The following is a 15242-nucleotide window of genomic DNA, read 5'->3' on the forward strand; positions in this document are numbered from 1 at the left end:
CATGCTGATTCCGGTGATTCTGTCCGGCGGTGCCGGCACCCGTCTGTGGCCGGTGTCCCGCGAGGGCCACCCCAAGCCGTTCATGACCCTGCCCGACGGCCAGTCGCTGCTGGGCAAGACCTACCAGCGCGCGGCAACGTTGCTGGACGGCTGGGGCGACATCGTCACGGTGACCAACCGCGAGTATTACTTCCAGAGCAAGGATCACTACTGCGCGGCGCATGTGTCGCGCCATCGCGGGCACTTTCTGCTGGAGCCGAGCGGGCGCAACACCGCACCGGCGATCGCAGCGGCAGCACTGTCATTGCAGGCGCTGCACGGTGACGACGCAATCATGGTGGTGATGCCGGCGGATCATTTGATCGTCAATCAGGACGCCTTGAAAAGTGCGGTCGAGCACGCAGTGAATCTGGCGAAGGACGGTTATCTGGTGACATTCGGCGTGGTCCCTACCGCGCCGGAAACCGGCTTCGGCTATATCGAGACCGGTGCGCCGCTGGACGCCAAGGGTGCGGCCAAGGTGCAGCGTTTCGTCGAGAAACCCGACCTGCAGACCGCCACGCATTACCTGGAGAGCGGCAACTTCCTGTGGAATTCGGGGATGTTCTGCTTCACCACCGCGACGCTCATTGCCGAACTGCAACTGCACGCACCCGAGTTGCTGGAACAGACCCGCGCCTGCATGGCCGTCAGCGCCCCGGTGGAAACGGTCGGCTGCCTGCAACAGGAGTTGTCACCGGCCCTGTTTGCCGAAATTACTGACATCTCCATTGACTACGCACTGATGGAGCGCTCGGAAAAAGTCGTGGTGGTACCTGCCGGTTTCGACTGGAGCGATATCGGTTCGTGGAACGCGGTCGCCGCGCTGATTCCCGCCGACGCCGACAACAACCGCGCCAGTGGCGAAGCGATCTTCATCGACAGCCACAACAACTTCGTGCAGAGCGAAGGCCGGCTGGTGGCGACCGTCGGTGTGGATAACCTGATCATCGTCGACACCGCCGATGCGGTGCTGGTGGCCCATGCCGACCGTGCACAGGATGTACGCCGCGTGGCCAAGCAACTCAAGGACAAGTCCCACGAAGCCTATCGCCTGCATCGTACGGTCAGCCGTCCCTGGGGCACCTACACCGTTCTGGAGGAAGGTCCGCGCTTCAAGATCAAGCGCATCGTGGTCAAACCCGGTGGCAAGTTGTCGTTGCAGATGCACCATCATCGCAACGAACACTGGGTGGTGGTCGAAGGCATGGCCAAGGTCACCAACAACGGTTCCGGCACGACTCTGGTCGCCAAGAACGAATCGACGTTCATTGCTGCCGGCCACAAGCATCGCCTGGAGAACCCCGGAGTGATCGACCTGGTCATCATTGAAGTGCAAAGCGGCGAATATCTGGGCGAGGACGATATCGTTCGCTTCGAAGATCAATACGGCAGGACGGTCTGAATGCTGCTCTCCCTGTACCGCTCGCTGTACAGCTACCGTGGGTTCATCCTCGGCAGCGTGCAGCGCGAGTTTCAAGCGCGTTATCGCAACTCGCTGTTCGGCGCGCTGTGGCCCATTTTCAATCCGCTGTCGATGATCATCGTTTACACGGTGATCTTTTCCCAGATCATGCGCGCACGTTTACCGGGTGTGGACGACAGCATGGCCTACAGCGTCTACCTGTGCGCTGGTCTGTTGGCCTGGGGACTGTTTTCCGAAATCACCCTGCGCAGCCAGAACATGTTTCTGGAAAACGCCAACCTGTTGAAGAAAATCAGCTTCCCGAGGATCTGCCTGCCGGTGATCGTGCTAATCAACGCCGGGATCAATTTCGCCATCATCATCAGCCTGTTTCTCGGGTTTCTGCTGGTCACCGGGCGCTGGCCGGGGATGGCTCTGCTGGCGCTGATTCCGCTGATTGCTCTGCAAATGATGTTCTGCGCCGGGCTGGGCATGGTCCTTGGCGTATTGAACGTATTCTTTCGCGATGTCGGCCAGTTGTTCGGCATCTGCCTGCAGTTCTGGTTCTGGCTGACACCGATCGTCTACCCGATCACGATCCTGCCGGAATGGGTGCAGCGCCTGCTGCAACTCAACCCGCTGACCCACCTGTTCAGCAGTTATCAGAACCTGTTTCTCTACGGTCAGTGGCCGGTATGGAGTTCGCTGCTGCCGGTTTTCATTACCGGCGTGGTGTTCTGTCTGATCGGTCTGCGACTGTTTCGCCAGCGCGTCGGCGAAATGGTGGATGAACTCTGATGGGACATATTCGCGTCACCGGCCTGGGCAAGGCCTATAAGCAATACCCCAACCGCTGGGCACGGCTGGCTGAGTGGCTGATTCCGTTTTCGCCGATCCGCCATCAACAGCACTGGGTGCTGCAAGATGTCGAATTCGAGATTGCTCCGGGTGAAGCGGTGGGTATCGTCGGCGCCAACGGTGCAGGCAAAAGCACCTTGCTGAAAATGATCACCGGCACCACTCAACCCACCCAAGGCAAGATTGAATTGCAAGGGCGCGTCGCAGCCCTGCTGGAGCTGGGCATGGGTTTCCATCCGGACTTTACCGGTCGGCAGAACGCAATCATGGCCGGTCAGTTGTTGGGCATGCAGCTTGAAGAAATCCAGGCCCTGATGCCCGATATCGAGCGTTTTGCCGAAATCGGCGAAGCCATCGATCACCCGGTGCGGACTTACTCCAGCGGCATGCAGATGCGTTTAGCGTTCAGTGTCGCCACCGCCCGGCGCCCGGATATCCTGATCGTCGACGAAGCGCTGTCGGTGGGCGACGCCTATTTTCAGCACAAGAGCTTCGAACGCATCCGCAGCTTTCGTAAATCTGGCACGACGTTATTGATCGTGTCCCATGATCGTTTCGCGATTCAGTCGATTTGCGACTCGGCGATCCTGCTCAAGGACGGGCGCGTGGCCATGCGCGGCAAACCGGAGCCGGTTCTCGATTATTACAATGCGCTGATGGCCGAACGGGAGGGTCAGGTCGTACGCCAGGAAACGCTCGCCGGCGGCGAGGTGCAAACGGTTTCCGGCACCGGCGAGGCGGCGATTCTCGGCGTACGCCTGCTCGATGAAAACCAGCGCAGCATTGACGCTGTCGAAGTCGGCCAACCGGTGGTGCTCGAAGTGCAGGTCGAGGTACGCGAGGACATCGAACGGCTCGTGCTGGGCTTTATCCTCAAGGATCGACTGGGCCAGATGATGTACGGCATCAACACCCACCGGCTGAACAAGGCATTGACCGATCTGCGCGCCGGTGAACGCTTCACCTATCGCTTCGCCTTCATCATGGGCCTGGGTAAAGGCAACTATTCGGTGTCCCTTAGCCTGTCGCGTCTGGACTCGCACCTGGATCGCAATTTCGAGTGGCGTGACTACGCACTGGTGTTCCACGTGATCAACAACCCTCGGGAGGATTTCGTCGGTTGTGCCTGGCTCGACGCAAAAACCACCATTACCCGTGAAACCGAGGCCCGGCCTGTCGAGCGTGCGCCATGACCCGCCTCTTGGTTGAATGCACTCACGTATTCAAACACCCCAAGGTCAATTCGGGGATTCAGCGCGTGGTGCGCAACGTCATCAAGCAGCTGCCCGCCAGCGCTGAAGGCGTCGAGTGCATGCCGGTGGTGGTGATCAATGGCCAGCTCTACCGCGTGCTGCAACTGGCGCCACTCGATACACCGTTCTGGAACAGCCTCGAAACCTTCGGTGAACGCCTGGAGCGCCTCGCCCACCGCTTCTGGCAATGGCACCAGCGCCGCGATGCGCTATGCACTTCGAAACTGGCGCGGCGGCTCCTTTACGTCAGCTATCGGTTGACCCAGTTTGCCGTGCTCGGCCTGCCGATTCGGCTGGTCAGACGGATCAACCGCAGGCAGCTGCTTCAACGTTGCTCGCCGCTTCAACACCATCCGGGCGATCAACTGGTGCTGCTGGATTCATCCTGGCACTCGGACTTTTTCGCCCATGTCGAGCAGCTCAAACGCGACGGCGTCGGCATGATCGCGGTGATCTACGACCTGATTCCGCTGACGCATCCGCAGTTTTACGACACGCGGCTGGTCGAAGTTTTCAATGAGTGGTTCGACTGGATTACCCGCACGGCCGACGGCTACATGGCAATTTCCGCCACGGTGCGTGATCAGGTGCGTGGTGAATTGCAACGCAGAATCGGTGCCGAGCAGACTGAAAAGCGCTGGTTCGATTACTTTTATCTGGGGTCCGAGCTCGACCTGCATCACGGCACGGCAACGATCGAACCACGCCTCAAGGATCTGTTCGCTGCATCCGGCCCGGTATTTCTGATGGTCAGCACCATCGAGCCGCGCAAGAACCATGGGTACCTGCTCGACGCCTTCGAACGCGCCTGGGCTGCCGGCTCGACGGCACGCCTGTGCATCGCCGGGCGTATCGGCTGGAAATGCGACGCGCTGCTCGAGCGAATCCGCAATCATCCGGAACTGAATCGGCGCCTGTTCATGTTCAATGACCTGAGCGACACCAGCCTGGAATACGCATACACGCAGGCCAGCGCGCTGGTCTTCCCCTCGTTCGTTGAAGGCTTCGGCCTGCCGCTGGTGGAAGCCATGCAGCGCGGTTTGCCGGCAATGGGCAGCGACATCGCGGTATTCCGCGAAATCGGTGGCCAGTTCATGGCGTATTTCGATCTGCTGGATCCACAAAGCCTTGCCGATCTGATCGAAACCTATCAGCGCAGCGGACAGTTTCCCGCCGCCCGCGACGTCGCTGACTGGCGCTGGATCGGCTGGCGCGAGGCCAGTGAGCAGTTGGCGACACACAGCCTTGCCCATGTTCAGCAGGCCCCGCGCGTGCAAGCGAGGCCGCATGCGCATTGCTCTTAACGCCCGCATCCTGCAAGCACCGCGCACCGGCATTGGCCACTACGTCGCCGAACTGGTCAACGCCTTGCGCAGCGAACCCGATGTGGACGTAAGCCTGTTTCACGGATGGGGCTGGAGTTCGGCCCTGCCGGCCGCAGCCATGCCCGGCTACTCGCGCATGACGCCATTGCTGCGGCAAATTCCCGGGGCTTATCAGGCACGCCGCTGGCTGGAGCAGAAACGTTTTGATCAAGGGCGTGCACAAGGGCTCGATCTTTATCACGAGCCGAGCCTGTGGCCGCTGGCCTTCGACGGCCCGACCGTGATCACCCTGCATGATCTGACGCACCTGCATTTTCCAGAAACCCAGCCACCAGCACGTTTGAGGGAAATCGAACGTCGTCTGGCCGCCGGCGTGGAGCAGGCGCGGGTCATTCTGACCGATTCGCAGGCGATCGCTGACGAAGCGCAGGCCTACTTCAATCTCCCTGCACAGCGATTCGTGGTGGCGCCGTTGGGTGTGGCCGAACGCTTCCGTCCTCGGCCACTTGAGGAAATCGACAGTGTGCTCAAGGCTCACGCTGTCCAGGCACGGGAATATTTCCTCTGTGTCGGCACCCTCGAGCCACGCAAGAACCTGAACCTGGCGTTGCAGGCCCACGCCCTGCTGCCAGACGCTGTGCGCCAGCGCTTTCCCTTGTTGATTGCGGGCATGGCCGGCTGGCAACGCGAGCAGTTCAGCGAGCCACTGCGCCAGGCATTGGCCAGCGGCCACGTGTGCCTGCTCGGCTATCTGCCCGATGAGCAATTGGCCCAACTGTTGGCCGGCGCCCGGGCGCTGATATTTCCATCGTTATATGAAGGCTTTGGCTTGCCGGTATTGGAAGCCATGGCCAGTGGCACGCCGGTGGTGACCACCCGTTCTTCGGCGATGCCGGAAGTGGCCGGTGCGGCTGGCAACTATATTGAAGCGGACGATGCCGAGGGCGTGCGCGATGCAATGAGCCGTCTGCTTGACGACTCGCAGCATTGGCAGGCCTGCCGCGAAGCAGGATTGCAGCAGGCGCGGCTTTTTTCCTGGCAACGTTGTGCACAGGCTACGGCCGGTGCCTATCGCCAGGCCATGGGAGGTTGAATGCGCGTTCTTCATTTCTTCAAGACGTACCTGCCCGATTCGGTCGGCGGCATCGAACAAGTCATCTTTCAGTTGTGCGAAAGCGGCGCCCAGCATGGCATCGATGGGCAAGTGCTGACCCTCAGCACCAATCCGACGCCGCCTGTGGTGCAACTGGGCCAGCACGAAGTACATCGGGCGAAGCTGGATATTCAGTTCGCCTCGACCGGTTTTTCCTGGAGCGTGTTCAAGCAGTTCCGTGAGCTGGCCGCCGAAGCCGACGTGATCAACTATCACTTCCCGTGGCCATTCATGGACCTGGTGCATTTCGCCAGCGCCGTGAACAAGCCGAGCGTGGTCACCTATCACTCGGACATCATTCGCCAGAAGCATCTGCTCAAGCTCTATCGGCCACTGATGAATCGCTTCCTCGCCAGCGCCGACCGCATCGTTGCTGCATCGCCGAACTATCTGCACACCAGCGATGTGCTGCAGCAGTTTCAGGACAAGACCCGCGTTATCCCCTACGGCCTGAATAAAGCAGGTTATCCACAGCCTGGTACCGAACGCATGAACCGCTGGCGCCAACAGCTTGGGGATAAGTTTTTTCTGTTCGTCGGGGTGATGCGTTATTACAAGGGGCTGCACATCCTGCTCGATGCGCTCAAAGACATCGATTATCCCGTGGTGATCGTCGGTGCCGGTCCGCTGGAGCAGGAACTGCATGCACAGGCCGCCGCGCTGGGCCTGCGCAATATTCACTTTCTCGGCCGTCTGAGTGACGAGGACAAAGTGGCGTTGCTGCAATTGAGTTACGCGATCGTATTTCCTTCGCACCTGCGCTCCGAGGCTTTCGGTATCTCGTTGCTCGAAGGCGCGATGTACGGCAAACCGATGATCTCCAGCGAAATCGGCACCGGTACCAGTTTCATCAATATCCACAACGAAACCGGACTGGTGGTGCCCCCGAGCAATCCACAGGCCTTTCGTGAAGCCATGCGTACGCTTTGGGAAAACCCTGAGCGTGCTGCCGAGATGGGGGTCAAAGCGGAAGCGCGCTATCGGCAGCTGTTCACCGCCGATGAGATGGGTCGCAAGTGGACAGAGCTGTATCAGGAACTGCTGGCTGAAAAGGCTCTGTCCTACGCTTGAGTGGAGGTCACGCGGTTTTCTGCAACCCGGCCACCGTGCGCGGCATTGCGACAAAACCCGGCAAGGCTTCGATCCGTGTCAGCCAGGCGCGAACGTTGGCGTAGTCATCCAGCGAGACATTGCCCTCCGGCGCATGTGCGATGTAGCTGTAGGCAGACACGTCAGCGATGGTCGGCTCTTCGCCCGCCAGATATGCAGTTTTGCCCAACTCCAGTTCCATGACCTTGAGCAGGTTGTGCGCACGGCCAATGACTTCCTCGGCATTCAGTTGCGCACCAAACACCGTGATCAGGCGTGCCGCCGCCGGGCCAAACGCAATCGGTCCCGCCGCTGCCGACAGCCAGCGCTGCACACGCGCTGCGCCCACCGGGTCGGTCGGCAGCCAGCGTCCGTTGCCATATTTCTGCGCCAGATAAACCAGAATCGCGTTGGAATCAGCCAGCACCACGCCGTCGTCATCAATTGCCGGCACCTGACCAAAGCTGTTGATCGCCAGGTACTGCGGTTGCTTGTGCTCACCTTTGGCCAGATCGACGAAGATCAGCTCGGTCGGCAGTTGCAGCAGCGACAGCATCAACTCGACGCGGTGGGCGTGGCCGGAACGTGGGAAGTTGTAGAGTTTGATCGCTTGCATGGTCGACTCCGCTGAAAAGTGACGTCGCTACGGGAATGAGCGCGCCGATGGAGTCATCATCTATGGGTTGCCGGAACAACAGAATAACCAGCCGCTGCAATCGATTATTTCATCTCGTGCAATAACGCCGCTGCGCTCAAGGCCGGATGCTCGCGCAGCGCCTTCACGGCGAAGTCGACAAAACTGCGGATCCGCGCCGGTGCCTTGCGCCCGCCTTGATACACCACATGGATCGGCAACGGCGGCAATTCAAACTCGGCGAGGACGATTTCCAGCTCGCCCGCCGCGACTTTGTCCGCCACTTGATAGGACAGCACTCGCGTCAGACCCAGGCCTTTGCGCGCGGCGGTGATCGCCGACTGATTGGCCGTGACGGTCAGGCGCGGTTCGGTGCGCACGCTAAAGGCTTCACTGCCGTCGAGAAACGGCCAGTTGCGTTGCTGCCCGATCGCCGACGTCGCCACCACCGGCAACCCGGCCAAGGCCTGCGGATGCTCCGGTCGGCCGTGTTCAGCCAGAAACGTCGGCGAAGCGCAAATCACCCGTCGCACTTCCCCGACGCGGATTGCATGCTGATTGCTGTCCGGCAGCTCACCGATACGCACCGCGACATCAATGCCCTCCTCGACCATGTTGACGACCCGGTCCAGCAACAGCGCATTGATCGACACATCAGGGTAGCGACAGAGGTAATCGGCCATCACCGGCGTGACGAACAGATCGCCAAACAGCACCGGCGCAGTAATCGTCAACTGCCCGCGCGGCAAGGCATGGCTGCCTGCCGCCGAATCCTCGGCCTCCTGCACTTCGGCAAGAATCCGCCGGCAGTCATCGCAGTAACGTTGCCCGGCTTCGGTGAGATGCACGGTGCGCGTGGTACGCACCAGTAACTGTGTACCGATATGCTGCTCCAGCGCCGCCACCGCCCGGGTGACACTCGCCGCCGACAGCCCCAGACGCCGCGACGCCGCCGAAAAGCCTTGCTCCTGGGCGACGACAACGAAGATCTGCATTTCCTGAAAGCGGTCCATGGGATTCCTCGGCGGCGGATACGACAATCGCAGCCGAGGCTGCGATTGTGGGAGAGCTGATCGTAGACATTAAAGTCTGTCTCAGTACGGCACAAATCTCGAGGTCTGTAGCATGTTAGATTGCGTTTTAAAGTCTGTCTCAACCTACCGAGCGAGCCGCTTCCGATTCGGAAAAATATTAAAAACTGTCTCGGCTCTCGCCATGCTGATGGATGAACGTAGGCTTTGAGTTCTTGGGCTCGAGTAAGTTATCGTGCGACGGTCGCCTCTGAGATTTCGTTGGCACGCGGCCTCCCCTTGGAGACACTTTATAACGCGCCCAATGGCGGGTTTGCTGTAGCTGCACCACGTCAGAATCCGTCAGATCCCTTTAAGATCGGGATACTCGGCCTCCTCCCTCGACTGGGTCTCATGCCAATCCGCCCAGAGTTTCTGCTCTTCGTCATACAGCTCCCGAGAGACGGTACGAGGTAGGTACGACTCAATGTCACGTGTATCGGACGCATACACATAGCGGCTGGCACCATTCAGAATCATCATCCGGAAAAATGCTGCCTCTTCAATACTGAGCGTGGTGCCGCGCTGCGGGGGGCGGGAGCCAACACAAGCAAACAGAAGATGCTTAGGACTTAAAGGCATGAAAAGTCGTGTATCTCGTACTCCCCAGCCACCTTCCAGATTCCACTTGCCGTTCTCTCCAATGCTCAGTCTTGTGAATGGATTATCTGTGGTTGGCCAAGTCACGCCGTCAGGAGCTCGCAGGATCGTCCATCGATGAGTTGGCATCCGATGGATTACACTTTTTAGGACATGTTCCAAATGCCAGATCCAGAGCTTCCGGCCATTGAGCACTCGCGCTTGAATACCTTCCTCCCCGTCCTTGTTTACAAGTTCGATCTTCAGCGGAAGCTTGTCAAAAGGGTCCAATAACTGGGCAGGCTCCAGATGTACACCCGAGGTAAGGGCTGCATCAATCCTTGCAACAGAACCCTTCATGGATTCGGACAATACTGCCTCAAGAGTTTCACTTTGACGTTTCATAAAGCTATGTAGACCTGCCGGCGTCCTGACCGACTGCGCTACGGCAAAGCGGAACAAGTTGTTCCAGTCCTCGCTGGTCAGCCGCGACTCGGTAACCACTTTCGCAATAGACAGGGACGCGGGTACTTCAAAATCACGATCAAGCCAGCGCTCGATCTCATCGCTGTCTTTTGAACCTGAGAAGTAAGAGTACAGGTGCTCAAGCTTGGCAATGCTCTTAGGTGATAGGGCTTTCCAGGTTTCGCACTTTACATGCGGCACAACGAGCCTATAGGTGAGGACCTTTCCCTCGTTCATCCACTGTTTAAGGTAAGTCTGAGGTACGTAATGATTGTCCTTCTTAAAGCCTTCCATGATGCTCAACATCCTCGTTGCTCTGCTATCACGCAGCAATCTGTCTTGGCCTGCTGGCGCAAAGCTCGTAAACCTATTTGCCACATGTAGTTTCAGGCGGAAACCTGAGTCGCCATCGGCTTACCATTCAATTTCGGTCCCGTTGTAAGTGCTGCCCTGAATAGAAAGGCCCCGCGATGGCGGGGTCTTTCGGTCACGCGGTCGAGAATGATGCCATACGCGAAGGTCAGATCAACGATCATGCTAAAGGACTGGTCCGGCCATAGCGCAATGTCACACTACCGGCTGGATCTTGCGGCCATGTAACTGAAGGGTTAGCTGAGGATGCTCCTCCACAGCTCCGCGCAGTTCGATGGTGCCTCCCTCGTAATCAACGCGTCCCTTAGCTAACAGGGTGTAATTGTCGATCCCTACGATATTCACATTACCTTCACGATATTTTCGGACAGTAAACCGTGACTCGAACTCGCCAGTTTGGCTTGGGACTTTTCCTTGGTACAGGTAATGGGAATCACCTCCATTCACCGTACCATCCTTAACAACTACGAGACCGTCGCCAGAATCACCAGTGCTCGCGCGAAATTCCACATGAAAAATCCCACTACTCATAATCCTACCCTCACCTAATTGGAGATCCAAGCATAGTTCACAAAAACTAAGGCGAAGCTGAAGTTGGTATATTTCTAAGGTGAGAGCATTAAATGCCAAATAAATGGCGCCAAAGCTGCCTCATTATCTAACGCATCGATTGTAAAAACTTTAGACATGCCCGAAGACTGACTATGGACTCCTAGATGGCATTGCGCTACCTTTTGAGCTAGCGTGGTAACGATGCTCCTACGTTAAGACAGCGTAGGTAGCTAGGTAAACACATAGATAATTATAAGGTAGTCAACTTTGCAAGTTACAGCACGTGAGCGCCGCAAACAAATTTCCATTGAGGATAATCAATTGAGTAATTCAGAGGCGCTCTGTAGCTTGGCTATGCTAAAGGTCCGAATTAATAGCGGCGGCGACTACCTCGATTATGTACGCCCTTACATTATCGACGTTCTAGCTAATGACCCACCCGCCAAAATAAATGATGTAGCCGTAGCAGAAAAACTTTCAGATTCTTGTGGACTCAAGATACCCACTAGAACCGTACAGGTTGTATTACAGCGCTTGGCAAAAGAAGGCCTTTTAGTAAAGCGCGATGGGCTGTTTACCTGTAATGATGACTTCCCTGAAAGTGACTTAACAGCCGCAAGGGCAGATGCAAATCGTCACATCTCCCTAATTGTCAATGAATTAATTGGATTTTCAAGAAGCACTATAGGTCGAGTGTTGTCTGAGGATGAGGCGACTGAAAGCTTAATTAACTTCCTGTCTCATTTTTCCATTCCATGCCTGAAATCATATCTCAGAGGGACTACGCTACCTGACATCGGAGAAAATGCAAATTGGCAACTAGCCCTAGTTGGGCATTTTGTTGAGGCTTTACAGGTTCAGCCAAATCTTTTCGACTCATTCACAATGCTCATGCAAGGCCACATGCTGGCCAATGCCTTGCTCTGCCCGGACCTACATTCAGTTTCTGACTCGTATAATGAAGTCACTTTCTATTTAGATACGCCGTTATTGATACAGCTATTAGGACTTGAGGGCGAGCGCGAGGAACAGGCGATTAAGGAAGTAATTGCTTTAGTCCAGCGACTGAAGGGTAAAGTTTGCTATTTCACTCATACATTTGATGAGCTTACCTATTCCATCAACACCTCGGCAGACTTCATCGACTCCTATAAGGGCCGAGGAACGATTGTTATGGAGGCTAGAAAATCAGGAATGCAAAAAGCTGACTTGCTGATGATATCCGGTAGAGCAGAGGAAATATTGGAGAGAAGTGGCGTGCTTGCCGTAGCCACTCCATCTTATACTCAGGAAAATCACAAGTTTGAAATTGCCGTTGAGGCGTTCGATGCTGTACTGAGTGATGAGATTGATTACAACAATCCACGTGCTAAGGATTACGACATTCAGTCAGTGCGCAGTGTCTATGTTCTTAGGAAAGACGGCTCACCTCGATCACTCGAAAAGGCTAAGGCGGTACTGGTAACAAGCAATACGTCATTTTCGAAAGCAGCATTTGAGTACGGTAAATCCTTCCAAATGTCTCGCGAGGTTTCGAGTGTAATAACGGATTTCAGCTTGGCCAACACAGCTTGGTTAAAGGCGCCTCAGGGAGCGCCTGCACTCCCTCAAAAAGAGGTTCTTGCCTTTGCATATGCAGCAGCGCGCCCGCCAAGAGGTTTTTGGGACAAAGTATTGATCGAAGCGGAAAAGCTAGAGCGAGAAGGTAAAATCACTGCGAGAGATCATCAGCTCCTGCGTAGCAGCCATCATGTGCAGATCGAACTGACGAGGCTGACCCTAGGGGATGAGGCCGCACTTACAGATGAGAAAATCACCGAAACAATTGCTCGCGTTTCAGATGATATACGTAGAGAGGCATTAGAGGATAAAAAGACTGTTAGCGAAAAGCTTGACGAAGCGAACTCTAGGATCGGAACGCTTTCCGAACACCTTGAAAATGTAAGAAAGAATACTTACTGGGACTGCAAAAAACAGGCTGATCGAGAGGCTACTTGCCTCTCTGTTGGGGTATGGCTGAGCCAAGGTGCTGTTGCAGCGCTTGGCCTCTTCCAAATAGACGAGGCTTCTTTAGGATGGGTTGTATTTGCGGTGGCATTGTTGAGCGGCGTCATCAGAATGGCCGGTGCTAAATGGGATATAAAGCCTGTTAACCTCAAGCCGCGTTATGCTGAATGGCGGTTTCATAAGTTACAAAGCAAAGCCTTGAAAAAGATTGGACTTGAGGTTAAAACCGATCCATCGTAAATCTCAATATCATCAGCATTCCTCTTAGGACCTGATGCCAGGCAACTCAATCCAAGCTTAGGGTCAGTCAGATCAAATCTCTGTTTCATATCTAATGCCCATGCCACAAAAGTATGCATATGTTCGAATTTTTGGACCGCCGTGACATGCTTCCTCCGAGAATTTCATCCGAGCGTCGATTACAAGGAGGTCGCCATCCTCCTCCCCCATTTTCGGCATTGCGTTGTCAACTAGTACGAAAAAATTGTGCCGTCGAACCTCCAATCGTCCTGAAACTGCCACAACGTGAAACCAAATTCTCGGCAGCAACACCCATATCTATCACTTCTCATCTGCTGTTGGCCACGTTCATTTTCTTTCCGCGTAGCGAAACAAGTTACACGTTTGAAAGAGGGTTCAAGACCACGGCACAATGTGCTGGCGGGCTCGCAGGTGGAGCGACCGGAGCCCCTATAGAGGGTTCTTTCAACTTTATTTTGGCTTTGTCGGCCTTACGCTGTTCACGCTTCCGTGCCTCTTCAAATTCCTGCATCGGATGAGTCACGAAATGCTGACGGTACGTTTTGAGCAGCCCTTTATCATTGCTGCTCGCGGCTTGGCCAAGCACGTAGTCGGCATCACGCGCCTGGATGTCCAGCTTTGGGTGTTTTGCCTGCGCAGCTTTTACCATCGCAATCGCGTCATCGGAGAGTTTGCCGCTAGTCCACAATTCGAACTTGTGGCGGATGGTAGCCCACTCGGAGTGCGTTTTTACAAATCCCCTGATCACAGGGATACGTTTATCGAGCCATTTCTCCACCTCGGCATCATCCAACGTGCTGAAGGGATGTATCCCTTTGCATTCAATGAAAACGATTTCATGGCTCGGACGGTGTGCCAGCACGTCGATCTCCGCTTCCGCTCCAATACTATCCTTGACGATCCTGTTCATCTCTTGGGGATATCCCCAAAAGGTAGATCGCGCGATCTGGGCGACTGCGAATTCGAAAAGACTGCCGCGTAGAGTCGAAGCTGCACCTTCGATTCGGGACAAATCGTTGAAAATTTTGTCCAGCGCGTCAGGGCTTTGTGTGAGCTTCGCTGTGTCGGTAAGGACCGCACATAAATTCTTCAATGCTAATGCCACATCACGGCCAAAGAGGCTCTCGGTTGTCGCCGGAATAATGCCCTGCTCCTTGAGCAGGGCGAAAGCCTCCGCGTGGTAGCTTTCGGCGACAAAAATCTGAAGGCATTTACCTACCTTCCTGAGACTGCGCAGCGTGACACATTTGTTGACGAACCCTGCCAGATTGGCAGCGGTAACCGACCCGCTAAGGGCAAGGTCGCAAACGAAGAAACCTGGTTTGAGAGTTGTATCGACGTACTCTCGCATGGGAAATAAGTAGGAAGGTCCAGCCAAGTCCCAGTTGAACGTCCCTACCTTGGGTAGCGCCTCAGAGCCCTCATCCTCTCGAGTTTCAACGGAATCGTAGCTCACCATTCCTAAATTGCGGGCCCAATCCTTCACCGCCAACAAGGTTATCTTTTCTGCGATGAGCCGCCCCTTCATCTTTGCCCACATGGAGGTCACTTCGAGCATCTGGTGGTGATCGCATCGCACCACACAGGATTCGCCACCTGGGAACGCCACCTCCTTTACTAGAGTCGCTTTCACCAGTCGCTCCAGCAGGGTTTCTGCTGAGATATGTTTCTTTTGAGCAACAGGTGCTCCACAGGCGATAAGAAAATGCCGGCGGGGCATTACATTGCCTCGAAGCGTAAGAGCTTGTAGTGCCGCAAAATAGGTACTTCGTGTTTTTTTCAATGCCTCCATCAAATTATCGAAGAAAAACGGTGAGCCATACTCCTCCTGGAGATAGCAGAAGCGCGCCCGATGAGGAAAGATGATGTGATTGAGACGGGTCATACCAGCGCATCCACGTTCAACCCGCTTTCTTGCGGCTTCGGGGTTAAGGCCATACTTCTTCTCAAGGAGCTTGGACAAATCACTGCTCAGTAAAGGACCATTTTGCTTCAATAAATCTGCGAGCGCATTGTCAGCCATGTTCGTTCTCGAAAGATGTCACACAGCGCTATTTATACTCCTTGTTAACAAGGGTGACCGCATCCTTTCGCCGCCTGTGCTTAGATATAGAGAAAATGGGCCTTTCAGAGCGCTTCATTTCGTTTTTCCAAGAAAATGTCACAATGCCATTTTTTTC

The 15242-nt window shown here is 55.7% G+C and carries 12 protein-coding genes; 7 read left to right on the forward strand and 5 right to left on the reverse strand.

Annotation, left to right across the window (positions count from 1 at the left end):
• Nucleotide 1 precedes the first annotated feature (1 nt).
• Genes J5M66_RS02780 through J5M66_RS02805 form a run of 6 tightly spaced genes read left to right on the forward strand, consistent with a single transcriptional unit; the run spans nt 2 to nt 7104 of the window.
• Entirely contained in the window at nt 2-1444 is a 1443-nt protein-coding gene (locus J5M66_RS02780) for a mannose-1-phosphate guanylyltransferase/mannose-6-phosphate isomerase (RefSeq protein ID WP_207807613.1), read from the forward strand.
• Nucleotides 1445-2242, forward strand: coding sequence for an ABC transporter permease (locus J5M66_RS02785; protein ID WP_123441903.1), 798 nt, complete (start codon nt 1445-1447; stop codon nt 2240-2242).
• On the forward strand, nt 2242-3495 hold the full coding sequence (locus J5M66_RS02790; RefSeq protein WP_123441904.1) for an ABC transporter ATP-binding protein: 1254 nt from the start codon (nt 2242-2244) through the stop codon (nt 3493-3495). Before J5M66_RS02785 ends, J5M66_RS02790 begins: the two co-directional genes overlap by 1 nt.
• The gene (locus tag J5M66_RS02795; protein ID WP_125916955.1) at nt 3492-4859 is read left to right on the forward strand and encodes a glycosyltransferase family 1 protein; all 1368 of its coding nucleotides are present in this window, start codon (nt 3492-3494) and stop codon (nt 4857-4859) included. Before J5M66_RS02790 ends, J5M66_RS02795 begins: the two co-directional genes overlap by 4 nt.
• A complete protein-coding gene (locus tag J5M66_RS02800; protein ID WP_125916957.1) occupies nt 4843-5973 on the forward strand; it encodes a glycosyltransferase family 1 protein in 1131 nt (376 codons plus the stop codon). The genes J5M66_RS02795 and J5M66_RS02800 overlap by 17 nt, the downstream gene beginning before the upstream one ends.
• Nucleotides 5974-7104 carry a glycosyltransferase family 4 protein gene (locus tag J5M66_RS02805; protein WP_122612820.1) on the forward strand — a complete coding sequence of 377 codons (1131 nt, stop codon included), beginning with the start codon at nt 5974-5976 and terminating at the stop codon, nt 7102-7104.
• 7 nt (nt 7105-7111) lie between these two features.
• Here the strand turns inward: J5M66_RS02805 and J5M66_RS02810 are convergent, their stop codons facing one another.
• From J5M66_RS02810 to J5M66_RS02825, 4 genes are all read right to left on the reverse strand, one after another.
• Nucleotides 7112-7738 carry a glutathione S-transferase gene (locus tag J5M66_RS02810; protein ID WP_122612821.1) on the reverse strand — a complete coding sequence of 209 codons (627 nt, stop codon included), beginning with the start codon at nt 7736-7738 and terminating at the stop codon, nt 7112-7114.
• A 104-nt stretch (nt 7739-7842) separates the two neighbouring features.
• Nucleotides 7843-8769, reverse strand: a complete 927-nt coding sequence (locus J5M66_RS02815; RefSeq protein WP_123441908.1) for a LysR family transcriptional regulator — start codon at nt 8767-8769, stop codon at nt 7843-7845.
• 360 nt (nt 8770-9129) lie between these two features.
• The gene (locus J5M66_RS02820; RefSeq protein WP_207807614.1) at nt 9130-10164 is read right to left on the reverse strand and encodes a DUF4238 domain-containing protein; all 1035 of its coding nucleotides are present in this window, start codon (nt 10162-10164) and stop codon (nt 9130-9132) included.
• A gap of 273 nt (nt 10165-10437) precedes the next feature.
• Nucleotides 10438-10773: a GrlR family regulatory protein gene (locus J5M66_RS02825; protein WP_207807615.1), complete on the reverse strand. Its 336-nt coding sequence runs from the start codon at nt 10771-10773 to the stop codon at nt 10438-10440.
• Nucleotides 10774-11061: 288 nt separating this feature from the next.
• On the opposite strand from J5M66_RS02825, the gene J5M66_RS02830 reads away from it, so the two are divergent.
• A complete protein-coding gene (locus J5M66_RS02830; RefSeq protein WP_207807616.1) occupies nt 11062-13041 on the forward strand; it encodes a hypothetical protein in 1980 nt (659 codons plus the stop codon).
• A gap of 376 nt (nt 13042-13417) precedes the next feature.
• On the opposite strand, the gene J5M66_RS02835 is transcribed toward J5M66_RS02830, so the two are convergent.
• On the reverse strand, nt 13418-15085 hold the full coding sequence (locus J5M66_RS02835; protein ID WP_207807617.1) for a hypothetical protein: 1668 nt from the start codon (nt 15083-15085) through the stop codon (nt 13418-13420).
• Between the last annotated feature and the right edge of the window lie 157 nt (nt 15086-15242).

The organism is Pseudomonas sp. 67(2021), assembly GCF_017491835.1.
GTDB classification, from domain to species: Bacteria; Pseudomonadota; Gammaproteobacteria; order Pseudomonadales; family Pseudomonadaceae; genus Aquipseudomonas; species Aquipseudomonas atacamensis.

Excerpts from the sequence above, each read along its gene's own strand:
- J5M66_RS02780 (WP_207807613.1), top strand. The coding sequence starts at position 2 with ATGCTGATTCCGGTGATTCTGTCCGGCGGTGCCGGCACCCGTCTGTGG.
- J5M66_RS02785 (WP_123441903.1), top strand. The coding sequence starts at position 1,445 with ATGCTGCTCTCCCTGTACCGCTCGCTGTACAGCTACCGTGGGTTCATC.
- J5M66_RS02790 (WP_123441904.1), top strand. The coding sequence starts at position 2,242 with ATGGGACATATTCGCGTCACCGGCCTGGGCAAGGCCTATAAGCAATAC.
- J5M66_RS02795 (WP_125916955.1), top strand. The coding sequence starts at position 3,492 with ATGACCCGCCTCTTGGTTGAATGCACTCACGTATTCAAACACCCCAAG.
- J5M66_RS02800 (WP_125916957.1), top strand. The coding sequence starts at position 4,843 with ATGCGCATTGCTCTTAACGCCCGCATCCTGCAAGCACCGCGCACCGGC.
- J5M66_RS02805 (WP_122612820.1), top strand. The coding sequence starts at position 5,974 with ATGCGCGTTCTTCATTTCTTCAAGACGTACCTGCCCGATTCGGTCGGC.
- J5M66_RS02810 (WP_122612821.1), bottom strand. The coding sequence starts at position 7,738 with ATGCAAGCGATCAAACTCTACAACTTCCCACGTTCCGGCCACGCCCAC.
- J5M66_RS02815 (WP_123441908.1), bottom strand. The coding sequence starts at position 8,769 with ATGGACCGCTTTCAGGAAATGCAGATCTTCGTTGTCGTCGCCCAGGAG.
- J5M66_RS02820 (WP_207807614.1), bottom strand. The coding sequence starts at position 10,164 with ATGGAAGGCTTTAAGAAGGACAATCATTACGTACCTCAGACTTACCTT.
- J5M66_RS02825 (WP_207807615.1), bottom strand. The coding sequence starts at position 10,773 with ATGAGTAGTGGGATTTTTCATGTGGAATTTCGCGCGAGCACTGGTGAT.
- J5M66_RS02835 (WP_207807617.1), bottom strand. The coding sequence starts at position 15,085 with ATGGCTGACAATGCGCTCGCAGATTTATTGAAGCAAAATGGTCCTTTA.